Here is a 17,816-nt window from a genome sequence, read left to right on the forward strand (position 1 = left end):
ATAATTTCTTGAACAGATTACAATTTTTAAAAAAGACCAAGATCGATTATTTTAATTATAGATAAACTAAAAATTGGAGTTATTATGGCTACCTCAAAAGAAGAGCTTAGGCGAGCAGCAGATCTTGAAAAGCTTGGTTTACTCCACAAAAGGACAAGAAATAAGCAGGAAGAAGCGGAGTATGAGGAGCTTATAACTAAATATGGCAATGACATCCTTGCAGATCCCTCGATAATAAAAGCGCAGAAAAAAGAGGAAGAACTAGCGAATTACACTCTGCCAATAAGAAAAAATAATCCGAACTGGGATGCGATTATTGAAGATTATGAAAAAACGGGTCGAAAAGTGATTAGAAAGGATGAAACTATTTCTTTTGTTTTTGCGAATAAAAACGATGCCATTAGTTTTTTTAAAGACCAAGCTAAGCAAGGTCGGGCCTTCCAGGTTTATAATGAAAAGAAGGATCATTGCATTTACTCTGATGGCAATAAATTCGTGCAAGGACCTCTCAAACAGATTGAAGACTACTTGGCAAATAACAAAGCTTATACAATTAAAGAGGATGGTACTTTAGAAAAAAATGAACCGGATCAACAAGAATCTATTGGAAAAAGCCTTTGAAAGTAGACTCCGAATTTGTTGGGCCACATGGCCCAACCTGATCTAAGCCATAGGCATCTGCCTATAAATTAAGACTCACATGCACGGCATGAATCACCGCTGCGATTCGACCAATACGAGCTAACGCTTGCGTCGATAAACCTTGCTCTTGCAATTGCCCAGTGTGGGAACTAATGCAAGTACCACAGCCGTTTAAAATCGATACCGCTAGTGAAAAGACTTCAAAAGTTAAACGATCAACTCCAGGATTCACTATCCCCTGCATACGGAGACCCGCTGGAACTTGAGCTAATTCGGCATGATGACTCAGATGCACAAAGCGATAATAAATATTAGTCATCGCCATTAAACTAGCGGCAAGCTTCGCAGCTTCGGTAATTTTTTCATCCCTTTTCATTTCGAGTAAATCAGCAATAACTAATTTATCGCCTAAATGATAAGCTACCGCTAATGCTGCACCGATAATTTGTTGTTCAGTTAGACCGTCGGTTTGCGTCAAATCCAATACTTTTGCCAGATTCAAACGTATATCTTTAGCAAATTCCGGTAATTGTTGTTTTGTAATTTCTAGCATGATTAATTCCTCTTATGCCACATGAATTGTTTCTTCGCCTTTTTTCCAATTACAGGGACAAAGCTCATCGGTCTGTAACGCATCGAGCACTCGAAGTACTTCTTGTGGATTACGACCCACATTTAAATCAGTTACCATAACAAAACGAGTGACTCCTTCTGGGTCCACGATGAACGTTGCGCGCTGAGCCACACCTTCCTTCTCATCCAATATTCCTAAGGCCTTTGTCAGCTCTCGTTTAATATCTGAAAGCATAGGAAAAGGGAGGGCGCGTAAATCAGGATGCTGATTTCGCCAAGCTAAATGAACAAATTCACTATCGATACTTGCACCGAGAATTTGCGCATCTCGATCATTAAATTCAGCATTTAATTCACCAAATGCTGCAATCTCTGTGGGACAAACAAAAGTAAAATCTTTAGGCCAGAAAAATACCACTAACCACTTACCTTTATAAGTTTCGTTAGAAATAGTTTGAAACGCCTCAGCTATTTCAGTACTCACTGTTGCTTTCAAATTAAACTGGGGAAATTGGCTACCTACTCTACTCATTTTTCTCTCCTATAAAGTTCTAAAAAAGCTAAGAACTCCAACCGCTTTAAAGTTCATATTGTTACTTTAGGAAAAAGAGAGCGATAAGTAAAATCGAATATCTCGATTACATCAATCAATATTAACTATGGTACTTTCTACATTGTGATCGACTTCTTTGGATGCTAAAAGAAGTGTACTCATGCCAATTAAGCTAAATACCACGGCAGGAACAGCTAAAGGTAGAGTCGAGTTTACCGTCTTATTAATTAGAAAATAACCTACAACTCCTGCAAATAAGAAACGTAGAGCACCTCCGGCTGCAGCCGCTGCACCTTTTGCTTCCTCGAAAGGTGCCATTGCGCCACCAGACCCCGCTCCCATACAAAATGAACCACCGATTCCGATAGCGAGCATAGGGTAAATAAAGTTATGAATACTTAAGCCCTGGGTGAGATACCAAACTAACATCCATAATCCGCCCATTAAACTCAGAAAATAACCGAGTAGGCAGGTCTTAAAAATGCCCAAACGCTCAACAATTGAACCGCCTATAAAACTACCAACCAATACGGAGATGCCCATAAAACAGAAATAAAAACCATATTGAGTTTGAGGAATTTCTAGAACACGTATAATTAAATAAGGAGATAAAGCACAGAATAAATAAAAATAACAATGACCAAAGGACGAAGCCAGAGTATAAATGGCAAACTCTTGGTTACGAATGACATGGAGATATTGCCCAAATACTTTGGTCGTTAAGGGGGTTCGCCTTTCGAGTGGTAAGCTTTCATCTAACCAAAACCCAACCGTAAATAGTGCTGGGATTGCAACGAATAATAGAGCCCAAAAAGTCGATGACCATCCTAAATATAAATCAAGATAACTACCAATAAATGTGGCAAAAATGGGCGAGAACGAAATCATCCCATTTAAAAAACTATAGGCTTTTGCACTTTTATCGCCGGCATAATGATCGCGAACTATCGCAAAGCCAAGTACCATCATGCCACAAGAACCTAAAGCTTGAATTATTCGATAAGCTATTAGCTCGTTAACATTGGTTGCTAAACCACAAAAAATCGACCCTAAAGCAAAACAAAATGCCATTAGAATTGCAATTCTTCTTCGCCCAAACTGATCAGAAATAGGACCAATTATCAATTGCATGAAACCCGCACTTAGCATAAACAGGTTTAAAGTCATCAGCATTTGCGTGTCACTGGCATGAAACTCTTGAGTAAGATGAGGAATAGCAGGCACATAAATATCCATTGCTAAAGGCAATGCGAGCACCATGGGGCTTAAAGCGATAATTAGTTTGGCAAACATTAGATTTAACCTGGATATTTTAAAGACAATTTATTTTAACTCGGAACACTCAATAGATTCCATTACTTAAGGAATAAAACAATTTTAATAATTTCTTGTCTCTTATCGACAAGGCATTTTAGATGACGTATTATCAAGGAACTCTTTACGCCATTAACGCAGGTGTAATCTAGATTCAACACGGCCGAAGAGCTTAAACAAAATACAACTAATTTAGTAACTTTAATACCACACTTTGGAGTGAAAGCCATGGCTGCCGAGCAAATTTCTGCTTCTTTTGTCAGCCCCCTGTCATTACCTGGCACTCAAAAAATGCCACAAGGCTATTATCGCTCTAAATTATTTATTGCTCCTTTTACGACCAATCTGTTAGTCGCTGCAGCTGGACCTTTATTATCTTTATTAGAACGTATGTATGTGACCCCCTCACTTCCTCCGATCAACAGCATCCGCGAAAATATTGAACATGAATTGCGCGCGTTTCATAGTCGTTTAAATAGCAAAGCCTACACTGAGGAATTTGATGCCATTGCGCATTATCTACTTTGCGCTACTATTGACGAATTAATTGGAAAAAACTACCTTCGCCTCTATGGAAAAATCGCCGAATTTCAAGCATTTACTCCTTTATCTCATGACGACAAAGGCCCGCAACGTCGATTTTTCGACATTGTTGACTACATCAAGCAAAGACCTAATCAATATCTAGATCTTCTTGAGCTTGCTTATTATTGCTTGATTACAGGCTTTGAAGGTGAACAACATGGTCGTGCTGATGGCAGGCAAGTTCTGGATAATTTAATTGAGGAACTGTATCAACTCATTAAGCAACATCGAGTTAATAAATCTCATCGTCTATTCAACGAGCAAAAAGGAGTTGAGAGTTTTCCTAAAAATCGTAAACCTTTGCTTGCAGTCTCTGTTATTGCTTTAGGTATACTAGCCGCAAGTTATTTTGCGAGTCAAATTCTCCTCGAAAAACAGGCTAAAACAGTCCAGTTTGGGCATACCGTAACTGCAAAACTGGATGATTAATGGATAGATCGCTGACCGCGCTTTGTGACGCGCTAAAAAAAATCCTTGGACATTTGAAACCTCAACATAATGCCATTTCTTTTTTACTGATGACTGGCAAAATAAATCAAGGCAAAACCACCCTCTTACGCCAAAGCAATTTAACCTACTATCCGGTAGACAATGATACCTCTGCGAATTTTTTTTATAATCAACAGGGTGTGATTCTAGAACTTGGCGAATCATGGCTTAATCAAACTGAAAATTTAATTGCTTATACGCTTAAACAGTTAAATCGCTGTCATAAAAACGTCAGAATTTCAGGAATTATTTTGTGTGTGGATTCGAGTGAATTATTACTCGCTGAACCCATTCATCTCTTGGATCTATGTAAATCGCATGCTCAATTACTTGGACGCTTTGGCCAAGGCTTGGGTTACACGGTCGACACCGCTCTTCTGTTTACTAAACTTGATGCCGTCGCCGGATTTTGTGATTTTTTTCAGGCCGATCATCCCAGTGATTTAATCAAACCTTTAGGTTTTTCACTAGATTACGCCAAACAAAGGAAAAAGTTACTGGAAAATTATCGCCAACAATTTGACCAAATGCTGGAGGTTTTAGGCCAGCAAATTATTAATAAAATGCATCCGGCTCGCTCAACAGTCAAACGTACCCTAATTAGAGAATTTCCCCTGCAACTCGCAAGCTTAAGAGTATCGGTTCAATCATTAATTCAGAATTTACCCTTGCAACTTTTTCGCTTAAAAGCGATCTATTTTACTAGTGCTGAACAGGGTGGCATGAGCGTCGATCGTTTAAATAAAAAGATTCAACATGAATATGCGTTAACCATCCAAGATAAATTTCCGCAATCGAATAATTATCGCGCTTATTTTATTGAAGGCGCGTTAAAAGCTTTTCAAGAGCAGACCAAACGTTATATTCCACAAATTAGTAATTCGCAAAAGTGGCTAGCCAGTCTCGCAGCTGGAGGCGTTGGATTGACGCTGGTTTGGCTTATCAGTCATCATTTTAAAACAACCAAGCTTCTAGATGACGCAAGCAAGGAATTACTGACTTATGAAGCGCTGCTTGGTCAGGATAAGGACCAAACTTCAGCACTCTATCATCTTTCATTGGCAACGACGAAACTGGAGCAAATTCCCAGCAATTTCTTCTCAGTTCCAACGATTGATCAATTAAAAGCACAATTACAAAATAATAATAAACATCGCTTATATGATAATTTTATTCCAGAATTGGTTGCTGACATAGAAAAGATTCTTTCTGATCCAACACAAACTCAAATGGCGCATTATGAAGCATTAAAAATTTATTTAATGCTGGCAGAACCTGAACATTACTCCGAATCAGAGGTCACTAATTGGTTCAGTCAATATTGGATAGCTCATAGCCAACAGAAAAATATCGATAAGCAACTAGTATTACTCAAAAATGCGCTAAAGCAACCTATCCAATCCCTAGTTATTAATCGACAATTAGTCAGTGACGTACGTAATTATCTCAATGCTTTGCCCGCTACTTATCTCTATTATTCGCTCGCTAAGAATCATTTGCCGCAAGAAAAACAAAAAATTTCAGCCCCAGGCTTTGAGTTAGCGACACAAGATTTACCTAAATTTTATACTAAAGAAGGTTTCAAAGAGATCACTACTGAGCTGCCTAAAATTGCACAGCAATTGCAACATGAAAATTGGGTTCTCGCGAGACAAGATCTTGATAATTTACCCGCTTTATTGGAAGAAGCTTATAGCTTTGAATACGTCACTTGGTGGCAAAATTTTATCCGCCATACTAAGCCACAGCATTATCAAGATTATCAGCAAGCTCGCCAGCTTACTTTAAGCATGCATCAATCGAATTCCATTGCCAAACTCATTGAGCTTATTCAGCAACAAACCAGCCCCGAAGTAAACGACGACTCGAGCCGATTTAATGAAAAAATTGCCAATCACTTCACCAATCTGAACTTGATGAGCGCTTCGGCTAGCAATGAATTGACCCAAAACATTAATGAATTGGAAAAATTCTTAACAACCTTATCCCTGGTTAACGATCAAGGAAAAACCGTATTTGAATTGACTAAATCAAGATTCCAAGACGTCACCCTCTCCGATCCACTCAGTACTTTGTATAACCGCTCACGCCAACTACCTGAACCCGTTGCAGCTTGGGCAAAACAATTAGCTGACGACACTTGGTTTATTTTTATCAATGAAAGTAAACATTATCTGAATAGGCAATGGCAACAGGTAGTTTATCGTGAATATCAAATGACAATCGCCAATCGCTATCCGCTGGATTCGACACAAACGAGCGAAGTTAGTATTTCCGATTTTGATCATTTTTTTGCACCACATGGCACACTCAACTCTTTTGTAAACAACAATATCAAACCATTCTTGGATACCACTATTCCCCAATGGCAACCCAAAGAGTTAAATGGTTATGTACTCCCTATATCAAGCAATATAACGAATGAATTGATACGTGCCAATGTGATTTCTAATATGTTCTTCCCGGACAATACCGAGACGAGTAAGATTGAATTTAGTTTACAAAAAATCAATTTAGATCCCGTTGTTGCGAACTTCGAGCTCACTATTGGACCGACTAAATTGACTGATAGTCAAAGCTCTGATTCTTTCACCCAATTCAATTGGCCACAAACTAATGCGAAGTTGGTGTTATATTCGATTGAAGGAAACCACTACGAACTGGAAGAAACAGGCCCCTGGGCGTTCTTTAAGATGTTACAGAAAGTGAATGTCTTGGTGGACAGTAATGACAGTTCAAGCTTACAGATCTTGTTTGAAGTGAATGGAAATTCGGGGCGATATGTACTGAAAACCCAAAACCAAATTAATCCTTTCAGTCCTGGGATTTTATCGGGTTTTGCACTTAAGCAAGACGTGGCCTAATAGATCCTCAAGACATAATCAAAAATAGGTGTTGCTCCAATCAATAGCTCGATCCGTTCGGGCTGAGGAAACGCGTAGCGCTGTCTCGAAGTCTTGGTGCAAAGCACCCTTCATGTGCCTCAGGACAGGCCCTTCGAGTGCCTCAGGACAGGCCCTTCGAGTGCCTCAGGACAGGCCTTTGAGACGTCGCTGGCGCTCCTCTTCAGGCTGAACGGTTCAGTAAAACACTGGATTTGGCTCCAAATATTATTCAAAAAAAAAGTGAAGATACCTCAGGACCAGGACCTTAGCCCAACCTACTATATTTTTGCGGGCAACATTTTGATATTCGGATCTTTCGCATAAGCATTGAGAATATCACTAACTAATTGTGACACAACAGATGCCTTTGCATCTTCCTCAATCAGCCCAGTTTCCGTTCTCATAGACGCTAGACGCATTTCAATTTCTTTTGCTACTGACCCATTAGGGAACAAGGCAGCGAGCAACCTTCTCGCTTCTCCAGGCCCTAAATGACGATATAATTGGTTGCGCACTGTCACATCTTCAGCAGTGGTACTAAAAGCCCATAACTCAACCGGCCCCAGTGTCAGAGTTAATAGTTGAACGTTTACTCCATTTTTGGTTGCATATTGTACAAGGAAAGTAGCCCCACCTTGGCGTGGACCATGGACTCGAGTCCGTAAGGCAACTTTAGCGGTGCTTGATAGACCGAAAATCTGAGCAGTTTTTTCCACTGCCTGTGAAGGACCTGCATCCATCACGTAGATAGCGGTACTAAAATCGATCATCACCGGATCAAAGTCATCTACGGATTGAGAAAGTAACGCAATTTGCACCTTCCATTTACGACCTTCCCGCATATCAATAATAACCTGATCACGAACCGCATTGGATTTAGCAGTACGGTGAAATTCATCGTAAACAATACGCTTAGGATCTTCTCTAATCTCTAGAATTCGCTCTTTATGATATTCTTTATATTGCTCAGGCATATTACTTACACTTTCTTCCGTCAAGTAATAATGTCGGGCTAGAACATAACGAGCCAACATATACATTACGGATGTTTGACGATCGGCCGCATCTCCCCCACTTTTAGCGACTTCGTCTAAGTCAAGGGATACCACACGCGCATCACCAATATCAAAGCTGGTTATCCGAGACAAAATTGAGTATTCGCGTACGGTTCCAGAAATCATCCGTGAAAAAGCATTGATTAAGGACTCACCTGTCGGTGCGGTCACTTTCTCATATAAATCTTCAATAGATGGAGTACGACAAATTGACGCGGCATCCGCTAATAAAGGCATCGCATAACGTTGAGCCAGCATCGCTTCATGAATAAAGCCCGCTGAGTAGAGAGAATCGGTCACTTCCCACCAAGTGGATTTTGAATCCCTCACAAAACCAATTTCTTCAAGGATACTATCAATAAATTCTTCCACTCCAGGCGCATAAGGCGTCGGATTATATTCATCCGCCAGGCTTTTATATAATTCATCAACAACCATCCCTGCCAAATCAGGCATACCATCATAGGGTTTAGCGGCACCAAGGGGAGTAGTCAACAAGGTTAAAAAGTTAACTAAAAACGAACGTTCGGTCGCTGTAGGGTAACGGCATCCTAATTGAGTATCAAAGGGGTTAATTGAATATTCCGGCGTCATTCTTAATCGATGATAAGCTACCAAATGCCTTTTCGGAGCAGGCAGCGCTTCTTTAAGAAGTGAAATCAATCCACTACTTGATGGGCCAATATCAATAATCGCAATTCGCGGCAGGCGCGTTAATCCACCAGAAAGACAAAGCGCTAAATTTAATGCATTGGATAACACTGATTTACCAGAACCTGGACGCGCATAAACCAAATCAATCCAGGTCGTTTGTTGGGTTGAACCAGGTTGAAAAGGCCAAGGTTTACCGTCAGGGGAGCGGAAAAGTAAAGCACCCTGCTCCCATGGGGATGCTGGTCGCGTGATTGGTAACATGGAAATCACATCAGATAAGGGGGCTACTGAGGGCACTGCAGCACTATTCTGCGTAGTAGCTAACATACTTGAAACAAACCCTGCAAATGCATCACCGCAAATTTCAGAGATATCTGTCGAACCCCAACCCTGAATGGCTTTAACCAATTCGGAACTACGGCGACGCAACAAAGGCAGCTCGCCTTCAGGAGCCCAAGTCGCCGCTACAACACGCAAACGGATAATGGCATCATCAGTATTCAGTTGTAAATATTTTAGCAAGTTTACCGAGTCGCTAATTAAGCGGTTTTGTGCTGAGGAGAAACTTAAAATAGAAGAAAGCAATCCCTTTAACTTTATCGTGTTTAAGCCTTCGCTCTCAAGAAAAAATGAAATTCGCCAGGGTATATGTGAAGGTAAGATACGTGAAAATAAACTAATAAAAGGCCGAATATCTTTTGGAAATAAATCAATAAAGACAGAAGAATAGATTTTGTTACCCACTCTAACTGTTCTTAAATCCAAAATCTCACCATCTCTAGGAATAACCTGTTTTGCTAGAGATGGCCAAAGTAAGTCAGAGGGGTCTCCATTATAGCTATTCACTTCACGAGGTATGATTTTATCGCCTGGCAGGCTAGCTCGCCAATCATCAGCAGTAAAATCTGGATCAGCTGTCATCCGTATTGCATGAACAGCATCATGAACATTCATTAATCTTGCATAGATATTTAAGGCATCAAGATCATTAAGAATGGAGCGCACATAAGCATCGTGTGTATCGCGTAACTCAGGAATAGCGGCAAAGATAGTTTGACTATTTTTAAACGAAGGCGCTTTTTTATCCTTGATCATTTTTAGCTTAGCTTTATTGGCCGCTTTGAGTTGCTCTTGCGGTAAATTGAAAGGTCTGGTAAATAAAGCAAAGTACAGACGTTCTTCTGCACAATACTGCGCAAGAAAGCCTACACGTTCATGAAATAAATCATCTAAATTGAGTTCAAGTCGCTTTGCAGTTGCTTCTGCAGGCGAATAAATATCTTGAATAACTTTTCTGATATTTTGTTTATCATGACTAAAATGCACTTGCAAAGCATGACCGGGTCGTCCCATTGCAGCCTGAAAAGCATTACTTAAGCCTTCAACCAGTCGCTCAAATTCTTCGGCACCAGCAAGCGCTGTGACCCCTTCAATTTTTATAACTGAAACTAAAGAACCATCGTGATTAACCAAAACTGTTGGGCTATCGGCCGTTTCCAAATCACAATAGGACTCTGTTGTCTGTTTAAGAGAAGTACTTAGCCAGGCAAAAAAAGTATCAACGCCTTCAAAAAAAGAATCTGCCCATTTTCCCATATCATTCCCTACCAATTCATAGCTTATCTAGGTTTTGCTCTCAGTTATCTCCTCCAGGGCACTCGCAGCCCAACGTTCGATTTGCTTTCGAAACTTAGCCCTTGAAGGTAATAATCGAACATCCTTAAATAGTTTGTCAGAAAGCTCTGTTGAAGTTATTCCTGAGTCAATGATCAACTGGCCAAATATAGCCGGGTCACTGGTTCCTTCACCATATTTCTCTTCAACTAACTGGGAACGGAATTTAAAACTTCGATAAATATTTTGCGCACTATTTTTGTAGCCAGTATCATTTGTAATAGCACAAAAAAGCACGTGACATAAACTATTTAACTCTGTCTGGGTAAGCTCAGGCAGGTAGACTAATGTACCACCTCCATATCCGCCCACACCTACAGACTCAATAAAAAAGCACTGGGCACAAAAGCAACATGCGGTCGCCAAGTTAGGCAATTTATTATTCGTGAAATCATGATCAAGATTAACTACTTCTTGAAATAACCTAGCCTGAAATCCACAAAATTGGCAGGTATACCGATCTCTCTGAAATACCTTAAGTTCGTAACCTTTAAAGCGTTCGTCCGCTTTTCTGGCTGAATATAATCGCCAGGAACCCGGGCTAGCAACGAGCTTCAACCTATTTTGCTCTTTAACAGCCATAAAATATGCTCACAAATTAGCAAAACTTTAAATAGCGGAGGCAAATATTTTGCCTCCTAACTATATTAACTACCAAAGATTGTACCTGATGGACCAGCTACAGAACCAGTAGTTCCAAACATAGTTTGTCCAGCAACACCTAGAATCGATGGTAGGAATAATAAAGCTGCTGCTATGAAAACTAACGCAATTGGCGTACCGATTGTGATTTGGGTTGGGTTATCTTTATGCTGCTTGAACTTCAAAATCGCACTAACAGCAAAACCCAAGCCTGCCAAATAGGATCCTGCGGTAATTAGTTTAGCCACGCTGGTAAACGAAGACGTTATACTTGATGCCATTGTACCAAGACTTGTCGACGCCGCCACTTCACCGGCTATGGCCATTAAGCTAAAGCAAGCAACCCACGTTAGCAAGGGCTCTAAATAACGCTTAATATTTAATGGCATTTTCACTGTTCTCTCTCCTTTTGTATAAAGACTGTTAACCTGTACCATATAATGTATTATTGATGATTTCTAGTGTGGCGACAATGTTCATGGCTAAAATTCCACCAAAAACATGCACTAAACCCTTCCCTGTACCGCCTGGAGGCTGTCCTTGTGAAGCAGATCGTGCAATAAGAACCCAACCTCTTACAAAAGCGATAACACCAATTGTTTGTATTATAATCGCTAAAGGCCTTCCAACAAGACTACCACTACCAAATACCCCACTAATAGTCTGATTATTACTATTCACGGGAGCATATTGCAAGATATTTGAAGACCCAAACGTAGTTTGCAGCATAATAGCTAGACCCGTGGGGAAATAGATAAAGATACCCGCGACTATCAAATAAATCATAGGTTCTTTGAGGCTCGAACTCGACGACATCATCGTGCGAGATTCCCCGTAAGATTTCAAAGTATAGATCGCTTTAAAAGCGAAAGCTAAACCAATTAAATAGGCCGCTCCTGTTATTAGGCGCTCAACAGGTAACAAATTGTTCGCTATATTACTTAGTATATCAACTTGATTTGTTAACCATTGTGGCAAACCAGTTCCAGACATAAAGCCCTCAACTATCTTGCTGACTAAACCTGATCACTCTTCCTGAGGTGGTTAGGATGCGCCCTTGATTTGGATCAATCAATTTAATAACACCGTAACCGGTAATTTGGGTTCCTTCTCTAACGGTAAGTGTAGACCCATTTGGAGCAATTAACCAAGCCCGGCCAGGTATAACTGCTTGGATATAATAAATCGGTAAAGTGATTGGTTTTGTAACAACAGGTCGAACCGGTGGAGGCTTTGGTTTTGTCCTTTCTGTGAGTATAGCAATTTGGGTGGATTGTTGATCAACTTTGCTAGCCAGAACACTAATTATTCGGTTAAGACTAGCAATTTTTTCAGAGAGATCATTCACATTTGAATTGATACCACCTAATTGATTATTCACTGAATTGATTTCAGAGCGAACATTCTGTTCCGAAATCTCTAAATCAGAAAGCTTCTGGGTGACTTGCGAATTATCCACCGTTGGCTGAGTCACTGGCGCAATCTGAACGGGTTGTACTGCCTGAACGGGCGGCGCTTCCACTGGGGGCGGAGCTTGTTGAGTCGTAGTAGTTATTGAAGGAACAATGGTATCCTCAGCTGCTTTGCGATGAGCCCAATAAGATCCAAAAAATTTATAACCTAGCATGACAAGAACAATGAGAATAACCGCAATCAATGCATTACGCAGAATATTCTTACCTGGGCGAGGCTGCCTTCTTTCTAGTTCCTCTTCTCCGCCGGCAATAGGTTCTTCATCTCCTATATGATCAGAACCCATTGAATCTAAGTCAGCGAACTGATATTCATCATTGTACTCATTATCTGCCATTTCTTACCTGCTCATCATGTTAAAGTGAGGTCACGTCTTGAGTGAATAATATCCCCAAAGCAGTGCCCGAATAAACTTCGACAGTCGTTGGCGTACTAAACTGCTGCTGAGCAACCTGTCCCCATGCTTTACCGAGTGTTGCCAATCCAATTACCGCATTTTGCAGCGCTGACCGGCCAATGCCATTCTGGACGGTTATATTTTGACCACCTCCAGTACCACCAATCGTTACAGTTGTATTTGCTGATTGGAAGGCATTACCAAAACCTTCCAGGAAGGAAGAAGCAAACAACGAACCATAGCGTAACAAATAATGATGATTGGTATTGCTTGATATGGCTGTACGCGCCGTATTAGGGTCAATCGCATAAGCACTGATTGAAGTCGTTTTAGGAGCACCAGGTACAGACATGGTATTGAAACTAATCACCATCTTTTCTGCATTAGTGGGTAAGTTAAAACTGCCAATTAATTTTGCACCTTTCAATTTACCTGAAACAATCGTTGCGAGTATAGGGCCTGGCTCATCGCTATTAACTGAAGTATCAAGCACTGCAAAAAGGACATCACCTGTTTTAATTAAAGCCCCTTGCGGTCTGAGTGGAGCATTATCTCCTTCTGCTTCAGGGCCTTGCGCAATTAAAGAGCGACCCTTAGCTATTCCAGTCATACTTGAATCCTTTTTATCCTCATTACCTGCAACATAGGTCTGAGTAGTCACTTTTTGCCAAGCGCTCAGGGATTGATTTGCTGTACCTAGCATCTGCGAAGTACGCTGTTGAATTTTTTGCTGATATTTCTGATCAGCCAATTGTTGATTTTGCTTTCTTAAAATATCTTGGAGTTTTTTAGCATTGGCTGCCTGAGCAGTTACTGCGGCGTTAGGTGTTTGTCCAGGTAACCCAGGGAGGCTAGGAATTGGGGAAACATTAGATGGAGCGGCCCCAGGAATATTAGCGCCTCCTAAACCTGCAACTTCTGTAGTTAGTCCCGCGTTCTTGATATCGGCATCACTATAACCTGCATTTTTTAAATCCGCAGCGGAATATCCTGCATTAGCTAAATCTTTAGCGGGATAACCAGCCTGGCGTAAGGCTGTGGCATCAAAACCAGCGTCTTTTAAATCTTTAGCACTAAAACCTGCATTTTTAAGATCGGCCGCACTAAATCCTGCATCACGCAACTCTTTCGCAGAGAATCCAGCATTTTTAAGATCCGCGGCACTAAAACCTGCATTTTTTAACTCACCCGCAGTAAAACCAGCATCTCTCAATTCCTTCGCGGTATAGCCTGCAGCTTTCATAGCTGCCGCACTACAACCTAAGGTTTGTTTGATCGTAGTAGCTGACACGCCCGCTGCACGTGCTGCTTGTAAAGAAGCAACACTACAATCGGCTGTCCGTCCTGCCGCGATAACTGCTGCACCGCCTACACCAGCTTGTCTAAGTTGATCTGGACTAAAACCAGCATCCAATAACTCTTTTGGAGTAAAACCGGCATCGGATAGTGCTTTTGCACCATAACCAGCATTTTTTAAAGCCGCAGCACTACAACCATTTAAATCTCGAATGCGTTTTGCAGATACACCAAGATTAAACAACTGCTTTAGTTTTGCGGGATCACAATCATCAGCCCGAATGGCATCATCAGTCAATGCTCCTCGCACCTGATCAGGCGTATAGCCTGCCGCTAAAAGTTGCTGAGGAGTAAAACCTGCTTCAGCAAGCTGTTTTGCATCATAACCGGCAGCTTTTAATTGCGCAGCATTACAGCCATTCAAAGAGCGAATTTTTGCAGCAGAAACGCCTTGAGCAAAGAGGACTTTCAATTTATTGGGATCGCAATCTGATGCACGGATGGCATCATCACTAAGGCTTGCTGCACGAATTTGTTCGGGTGTAAATCCTGCATTCGCTAAATCGGCATCAGTAAAACCTGCGTCTTTTAGTGCTTTTGCACTACAACCAGCATATTGTTTTATGAGTCTAGCGCTGACACCTGCAAGACGTTCTTTCTTGAGTGCCTCAACGTCACAGCCTGCACTCTTGATATCCGCAGGACTAATACCAGGCGGTAACTCCGATTCCGCTGATGAGATTTCACCAGGTGTATAACCTGCATTAGCAAGGTCATCGGGGCTGAATCCGGCATTCAATAAATCTCTTGCGGTATACCCTGCCTGTCTAAGTTCTGCAGGTGTAAATCCAGCATTTTTGAGATCAGCAGCACTAAACCCTGCATTCCTTAAATCGGCAGGACTATAACCTGCTGCTTTTAATTGAGCTGCACTACAACCATTTATCCGACGAATTGCTGCAGCACTAACTCCGGACGCACGTAAACGTTTTAACGCATCGACCTGACAATCTGCTTTGCGAACATCTGCTTCGCTGATGCCATTCGGTAAGCCACTTGCTTTCGCAATATCATCATCGGAGAATCCTGCTCCTTTTAACTCGCCGTCAGAAAAACCACCGTCTTTCATTTGCTGAGCCGTAAAACCAGCATTACGCAATTCGCAAGCATCGAATCCGCAAAGACGTAATCGACCTGCCGTAAAGCCTGCGTCTTTCAACTGACGTGCATTAAACCCAGATGCTCTTAATTCTTTGCAAGAGCAAATTTGTTGCAAGTCACTGATCTGATAACCATTATCTTTTAATTGAGTACAAGTACAACCTGCTTTTAAATCCGTCAGCTTAGCACCTTGACTTACTACATTAGCAACTTCCGCTTTACTACAACTGCTATTTTGTAATGATTGTATCCAGCTATTACGCTGTGTTCCGGCTTCATCTTCACGAGCGAGGGTTGCAAATCCCACTCCCCCTTGGCCGTTTGGTGGCTGATCTATCGGTTGTACACCCGCACCTAATTCTTGAGTGCGGATAATCGTGGGGATTGCGCTGCCCCCCGTTTTGAGTGCAGAAGTAGCTTGATCGACATTTTGTGCTTGTTGTAATTTCGCATATTGCACTGTTGGGTTTAGTGCCCCGGGAATGGATTGAATTCCTGGCGCATTAGATACATTCGATGAAACATTACCTATTTCATTTGATACTTTTAATTTGAAAAAACCAATAACTACCGCAGTAATCAGCAATATAGCAGTGAATACAATGATCACTCGTGTCCGAGTATTAGTAAATAGCGATTTAAGATTCTCTTTTCTACCTGCCATTTGATTATAACCCTTCTACCTTGAGCTGCATAACTTTTCCATGCCATGAAACGAGTAGCACTGGTGATTTTTGCATCTCATAAGCATGCATACCATCTGCGCTAGTCATACTTCCTATCCAGCCTGGAGATAAAATTGTAAGATTTGTTCTGACATACATTCTGTCATTAAGTATCCATGCCCTCGCATCGCCACCGCTTACTGTTAAGCGTTGGCTTCCTGCGGGGGGTACTCCATCTAGCACGTGCAAAAGAACATCATTTGCGCTAGGGGGTAAACCCTCTTCCATAGGCATCGTTTTAGCATTAGGACCAAAGCCTTGAATTCTTAAGTCTACTCGATAGTCTACCGCTTTCTGGCCAGGAATAAGGGTTAACATAACTGGGGTATTTAAACCACGTAGTCTTACAGCAAGGTTGCCATAATTGTATAATTTTAAGGCTTGAATCATGAGGGTATTACTTGTTTTATCCCATTGAATATTAAAAGCGGAAGGATCGCCTAAATCGTAGGCGCTAATTGGCCAAGGAGCTCCAGTTGAATCTAGAAAAACCAATGAAGACACAAATCCTTGAGATAAACGAATAACAGGTGGGGTAGAACCTGGCGATAAGTTAACAATTTGTGAGGTTGCTGTCGGTTTCGGTGGGGTTCCAGCTGTAGAGGCTTCAGCAAATTCGTTGGAATGATAGAGTTGCTTCAAGCGAAGAATCTGCTCCGGGGTAAGCGGGAATAATTGTCTAGTTACCCCTTCAAAAGCCTTAATATCAATTAATTCATTATCCTCAGTAGTTAAAACAGCTTCAGCATTTTGTTGTCCGGCTGTAGGACTGGCGCCTGCAGCTGCAAGAGGTGGAACAACCCTTCCTGTCGATGTTCTTGGATTAGGTGCATCAGCTAATTTATTAGGCTGAGCTGCTTGGTTAGCTCCCCCAGTTGGTTGAGGAGGAGTTATACCTGATTGAGATAAGCGTTGCTGTAAAAGACGAAGCTGCTGAAGGGCTTGCTGTGCGGAATCAGTTTCCGCAGTCGCATGCGCTAAAAAAGAGATAGAATTAGCCATAAGCACTATGGCCAATCCGATGTAAGGGAATAAATTCTTCTTTTTCTTCATTGACCTATTCCACCACTAGCAGGGCCTACCACAAATTGAGCTATACCAATGCCGCGTGGAGAATTCAAGGTCGATACGCGTGTTATCAACATTGTCACCACATTATTTTGTTGAGAAAATTCGCTAGCACTTTGATAAGTAACCAAAATGGGCATTTGTACCCGCCAGGAATAAACTCCATTTAATAAACCTTTTTGTAAAATGATCGGAGCACGAGTAGCCACCGCCGACACAATAAGTTTTTTTGCTTTAACCGCATCTAAGTTGTTGGACTGCTGTAAAGCATTCAAAAACTGTGTCCATCCATCCGAAGTAAAAAATCCAGATGACGCTTGTAGTTCATCGCGATAATTCACGAAGTTATAGGTAAATGCTGCAATCGCAGCCTGGTTTGCCCATTGCAATACTGCTGAGTCCGATTGATTAGGTTCGTCTAAAGGGTACAAGGGAGTAATTCGACCACTTATACTTGTCGCAAAATATTTGGGTGCGGGCGGATGCGTTAACATATAGACCAAAAGCGAAGCCAAAATAAAATTAATAAGAACAGAAAATAATAAAGCAAATATAATCTTACGTTGACCATCACGATAAAATTCATTTCTCAGTTTAACAGCAGTTAGAGCATCTTGAGCCATAAGTTCC

14 protein-coding genes are annotated in these 17,816 nt (G+C 41.3%); 3 read left to right on the forward strand and 11 right to left on the reverse strand.

Annotation, left to right across the window (positions count from 1 at the left end):
- The first annotated feature begins 84 nt into the window (after nt 1-84).
- Nucleotides 85-621 (forward strand): hypothetical protein, encoded by a 537-nt coding sequence (locus Ldro_RS11360; RefSeq protein WP_058496530.1) that lies wholly within the window; start codon nt 85-87, stop codon nt 619-621.
- A 61-nt stretch (nt 622-682) separates the two neighbouring features.
- Here Ldro_RS11360 and Ldro_RS11365 read toward each other — a convergent pair whose 3' ends face one another.
- The 3 genes from Ldro_RS11365 to Ldro_RS11375 form a co-directional block, all read right to left on the reverse strand.
- On the reverse strand, nt 683-1,195 hold the full coding sequence (locus Ldro_RS11365; RefSeq protein ID WP_058496531.1) for a carboxymuconolactone decarboxylase family protein: 513 nt from the start codon (nt 1,193-1,195) through the stop codon (nt 683-685).
- 12 nt (nt 1,196-1,207) lie between these two features.
- Nucleotides 1,208-1,747, reverse strand: a complete 540-nt coding sequence (locus Ldro_RS11370) for a peroxiredoxin (protein ID WP_058496532.1) — start codon at nt 1,745-1,747, stop codon at nt 1,208-1,210.
- A gap of 111 nt (nt 1,748-1,858) precedes the next feature.
- Complete coding sequence (locus tag Ldro_RS11375; protein ID WP_065235932.1) at nt 1,859-3,061, reverse strand: multidrug effflux MFS transporter; 1,203 nt, start codon at nt 3,059-3,061, stop codon at nt 1,859-1,861.
- A gap of 249 nt (nt 3,062-3,310) precedes the next feature.
- On the opposite strand from Ldro_RS11375, the gene icmH reads away from it, so the two are divergent.
- Complete coding sequence (gene icmH / locus Ldro_RS11380) at nt 3,311-4,096, forward strand: type IVB secretion system protein IcmH/DotU (protein ID WP_058496533.1); 786 nt, start codon at nt 3,311-3,313, stop codon at nt 4,094-4,096.
- Nucleotides 4,096-7,020, forward strand: a complete 2,925-nt coding sequence (icmF, locus tag Ldro_RS11385) for a type IVB secretion system protein IcmF (RefSeq protein ID WP_058496534.1) — start codon at nt 4,096-4,098, stop codon at nt 7,018-7,020. The genes icmH and icmF overlap by 1 nt, the downstream gene beginning before the upstream one ends.
- Nucleotides 7,021-7,319: 299 nt before the next feature.
- Here icmF and Ldro_RS11390 read toward each other — a convergent pair whose 3' ends face one another.
- From Ldro_RS11390 to Ldro_RS11425, 8 genes are all read right to left on the reverse strand, one after another.
- Complete coding sequence (locus Ldro_RS11390) at nt 7,320-10,346, reverse strand: type IV secretion protein IcmB (protein WP_058496535.1); 3,027 nt, start codon at nt 10,344-10,346, stop codon at nt 7,320-7,322.
- 27 nt (nt 10,347-10,373) lie between these two features.
- Nucleotides 10,374-11,006, reverse strand: coding sequence for a type IVB secretion system protein IcmJDotN (gene icmJ, locus Ldro_RS11395; protein WP_058496536.1), 633 nt, complete (start codon nt 11,004-11,006; stop codon nt 10,374-10,376).
- Between the two features lie 65 nt (nt 11,007-11,071).
- Entirely contained in the window at nt 11,072-11,392 is a 321-nt protein-coding gene (locus Ldro_RS11400) for a type IV secretion protein IcmD (protein ID WP_420795407.1), read from the reverse strand.
- A gap of 97 nt (nt 11,393-11,489) precedes the next feature.
- Nucleotides 11,490-12,059, reverse strand: coding sequence for a hypothetical protein (locus Ldro_RS11405; protein WP_058496537.1), 570 nt, complete (start codon nt 12,057-12,059; stop codon nt 11,490-11,492).
- A 7-nt stretch (nt 12,060-12,066) separates the two neighbouring features.
- Nucleotides 12,067-12,876: a type IVB secretion system protein IcmG/DotF gene (icmG, locus tag Ldro_RS11410; RefSeq protein WP_058496538.1), complete on the reverse strand. Its 810-nt coding sequence runs from the start codon at nt 12,874-12,876 to the stop codon at nt 12,067-12,069.
- A 19-nt stretch (nt 12,877-12,895) separates the two neighbouring features.
- The gene (dotG, locus tag Ldro_RS11415) at nt 12,896-16,057 is read right to left on the reverse strand and encodes a type IVB secretion system protein DotG/IcmE (protein ID WP_058496539.1); all 3,162 of its coding nucleotides are present in this window, start codon (nt 16,055-16,057) and stop codon (nt 12,896-12,898) included.
- A gap of 4 nt (nt 16,058-16,061) precedes the next feature.
- Complete coding sequence (locus Ldro_RS11420) at nt 16,062-17,171, reverse strand: DotH/IcmK family type IV secretion protein (protein ID WP_058496540.1); 1,110 nt, start codon at nt 17,169-17,171, stop codon at nt 16,062-16,064.
- Nucleotides 17,168-17,809: a type IVB secretion system apparatus protein IcmL/DotI gene (locus tag Ldro_RS11425; protein WP_058496541.1), complete on the reverse strand. Its 642-nt coding sequence runs from the start codon at nt 17,807-17,809 to the stop codon at nt 17,168-17,170. The genes Ldro_RS11420 and Ldro_RS11425 overlap by 4 nt, the downstream gene beginning before the upstream one ends.
- Nucleotides 17,810-17,816: the final 7 nt, after the last annotated feature.

The organism is Legionella drozanskii LLAP-1, from assembly GCF_001467585.1.
Taxonomy (GTDB): Bacteria; Pseudomonadota; Gammaproteobacteria; order Legionellales; family Legionellaceae; genus Tatlockia; species Tatlockia drozanskii.

Coding starts and splice junctions, on each gene's coding strand:
- Ldro_RS11405 (WP_058496537.1), bottom strand. CDS start 12,059: ATGTCTGGAACTGGTTTGCCACAATGGTTAACAAATCAAGTTGATATA.
- Ldro_RS11390 (WP_058496535.1), bottom strand. CDS start 10,346: ATGGGAAAATGGGCAGATTCTTTTTTTGAAGGCGTTGATACTTTTTTT.
- Ldro_RS11360 (WP_058496530.1), top strand. CDS start 85: ATGGCTACCTCAAAAGAAGAGCTTAGGCGAGCAGCAGATCTTGAAAAG.
- Ldro_RS11375 (WP_065235932.1), bottom strand. CDS start 3,061: ATGTTTGCCAAACTAATTATCGCTTTAAGCCCCATGGTGCTCGCATTG.
- icmJ (WP_058496536.1), bottom strand. CDS start 11,006: ATGGCTGTTAAAGAGCAAAATAGGTTGAAGCTCGTTGCTAGCCCGGGT.
- Ldro_RS11370 (WP_058496532.1), bottom strand. CDS start 1,747: ATGAGTAGAGTAGGTAGCCAATTTCCCCAGTTTAATTTGAAAGCAACA.
- Ldro_RS11365 (WP_058496531.1), bottom strand. CDS start 1,195: ATGCTAGAAATTACAAAACAACAATTACCGGAATTTGCTAAAGATATA.
- Ldro_RS11425 (WP_058496541.1), bottom strand. CDS start 17,809: ATGGCTCAAGATGCTCTAACTGCTGTTAAACTGAGAAATGAATTTTAT.
- icmF (WP_058496534.1), top strand. CDS start 4,096: ATGGATAGATCGCTGACCGCGCTTTGTGACGCGCTAAAAAAAATCCTT.
- dotG (WP_058496539.1), bottom strand. CDS start 16,057: ATGGCAGGTAGAAAAGAGAATCTTAAATCGCTATTTACTAATACTCGG.
- icmG (WP_058496538.1), bottom strand. CDS start 12,876: ATGGCAGATAATGAGTACAATGATGAATATCAGTTCGCTGACTTAGAT.
- Ldro_RS11420 (WP_058496540.1), bottom strand. CDS start 17,171: ATGAAGAAAAAGAAGAATTTATTCCCTTACATCGGATTGGCCATAGTG.
- icmH (WP_058496533.1), top strand. CDS start 3,311: ATGGCTGCCGAGCAAATTTCTGCTTCTTTTGTCAGCCCCCTGTCATTA.
- Ldro_RS11400 (WP_420795407.1), bottom strand. CDS start 11,392: ATGGCCATAGCCGGTGAAGTGGCGGCGTCGACAAGTCTTGGTACAATG.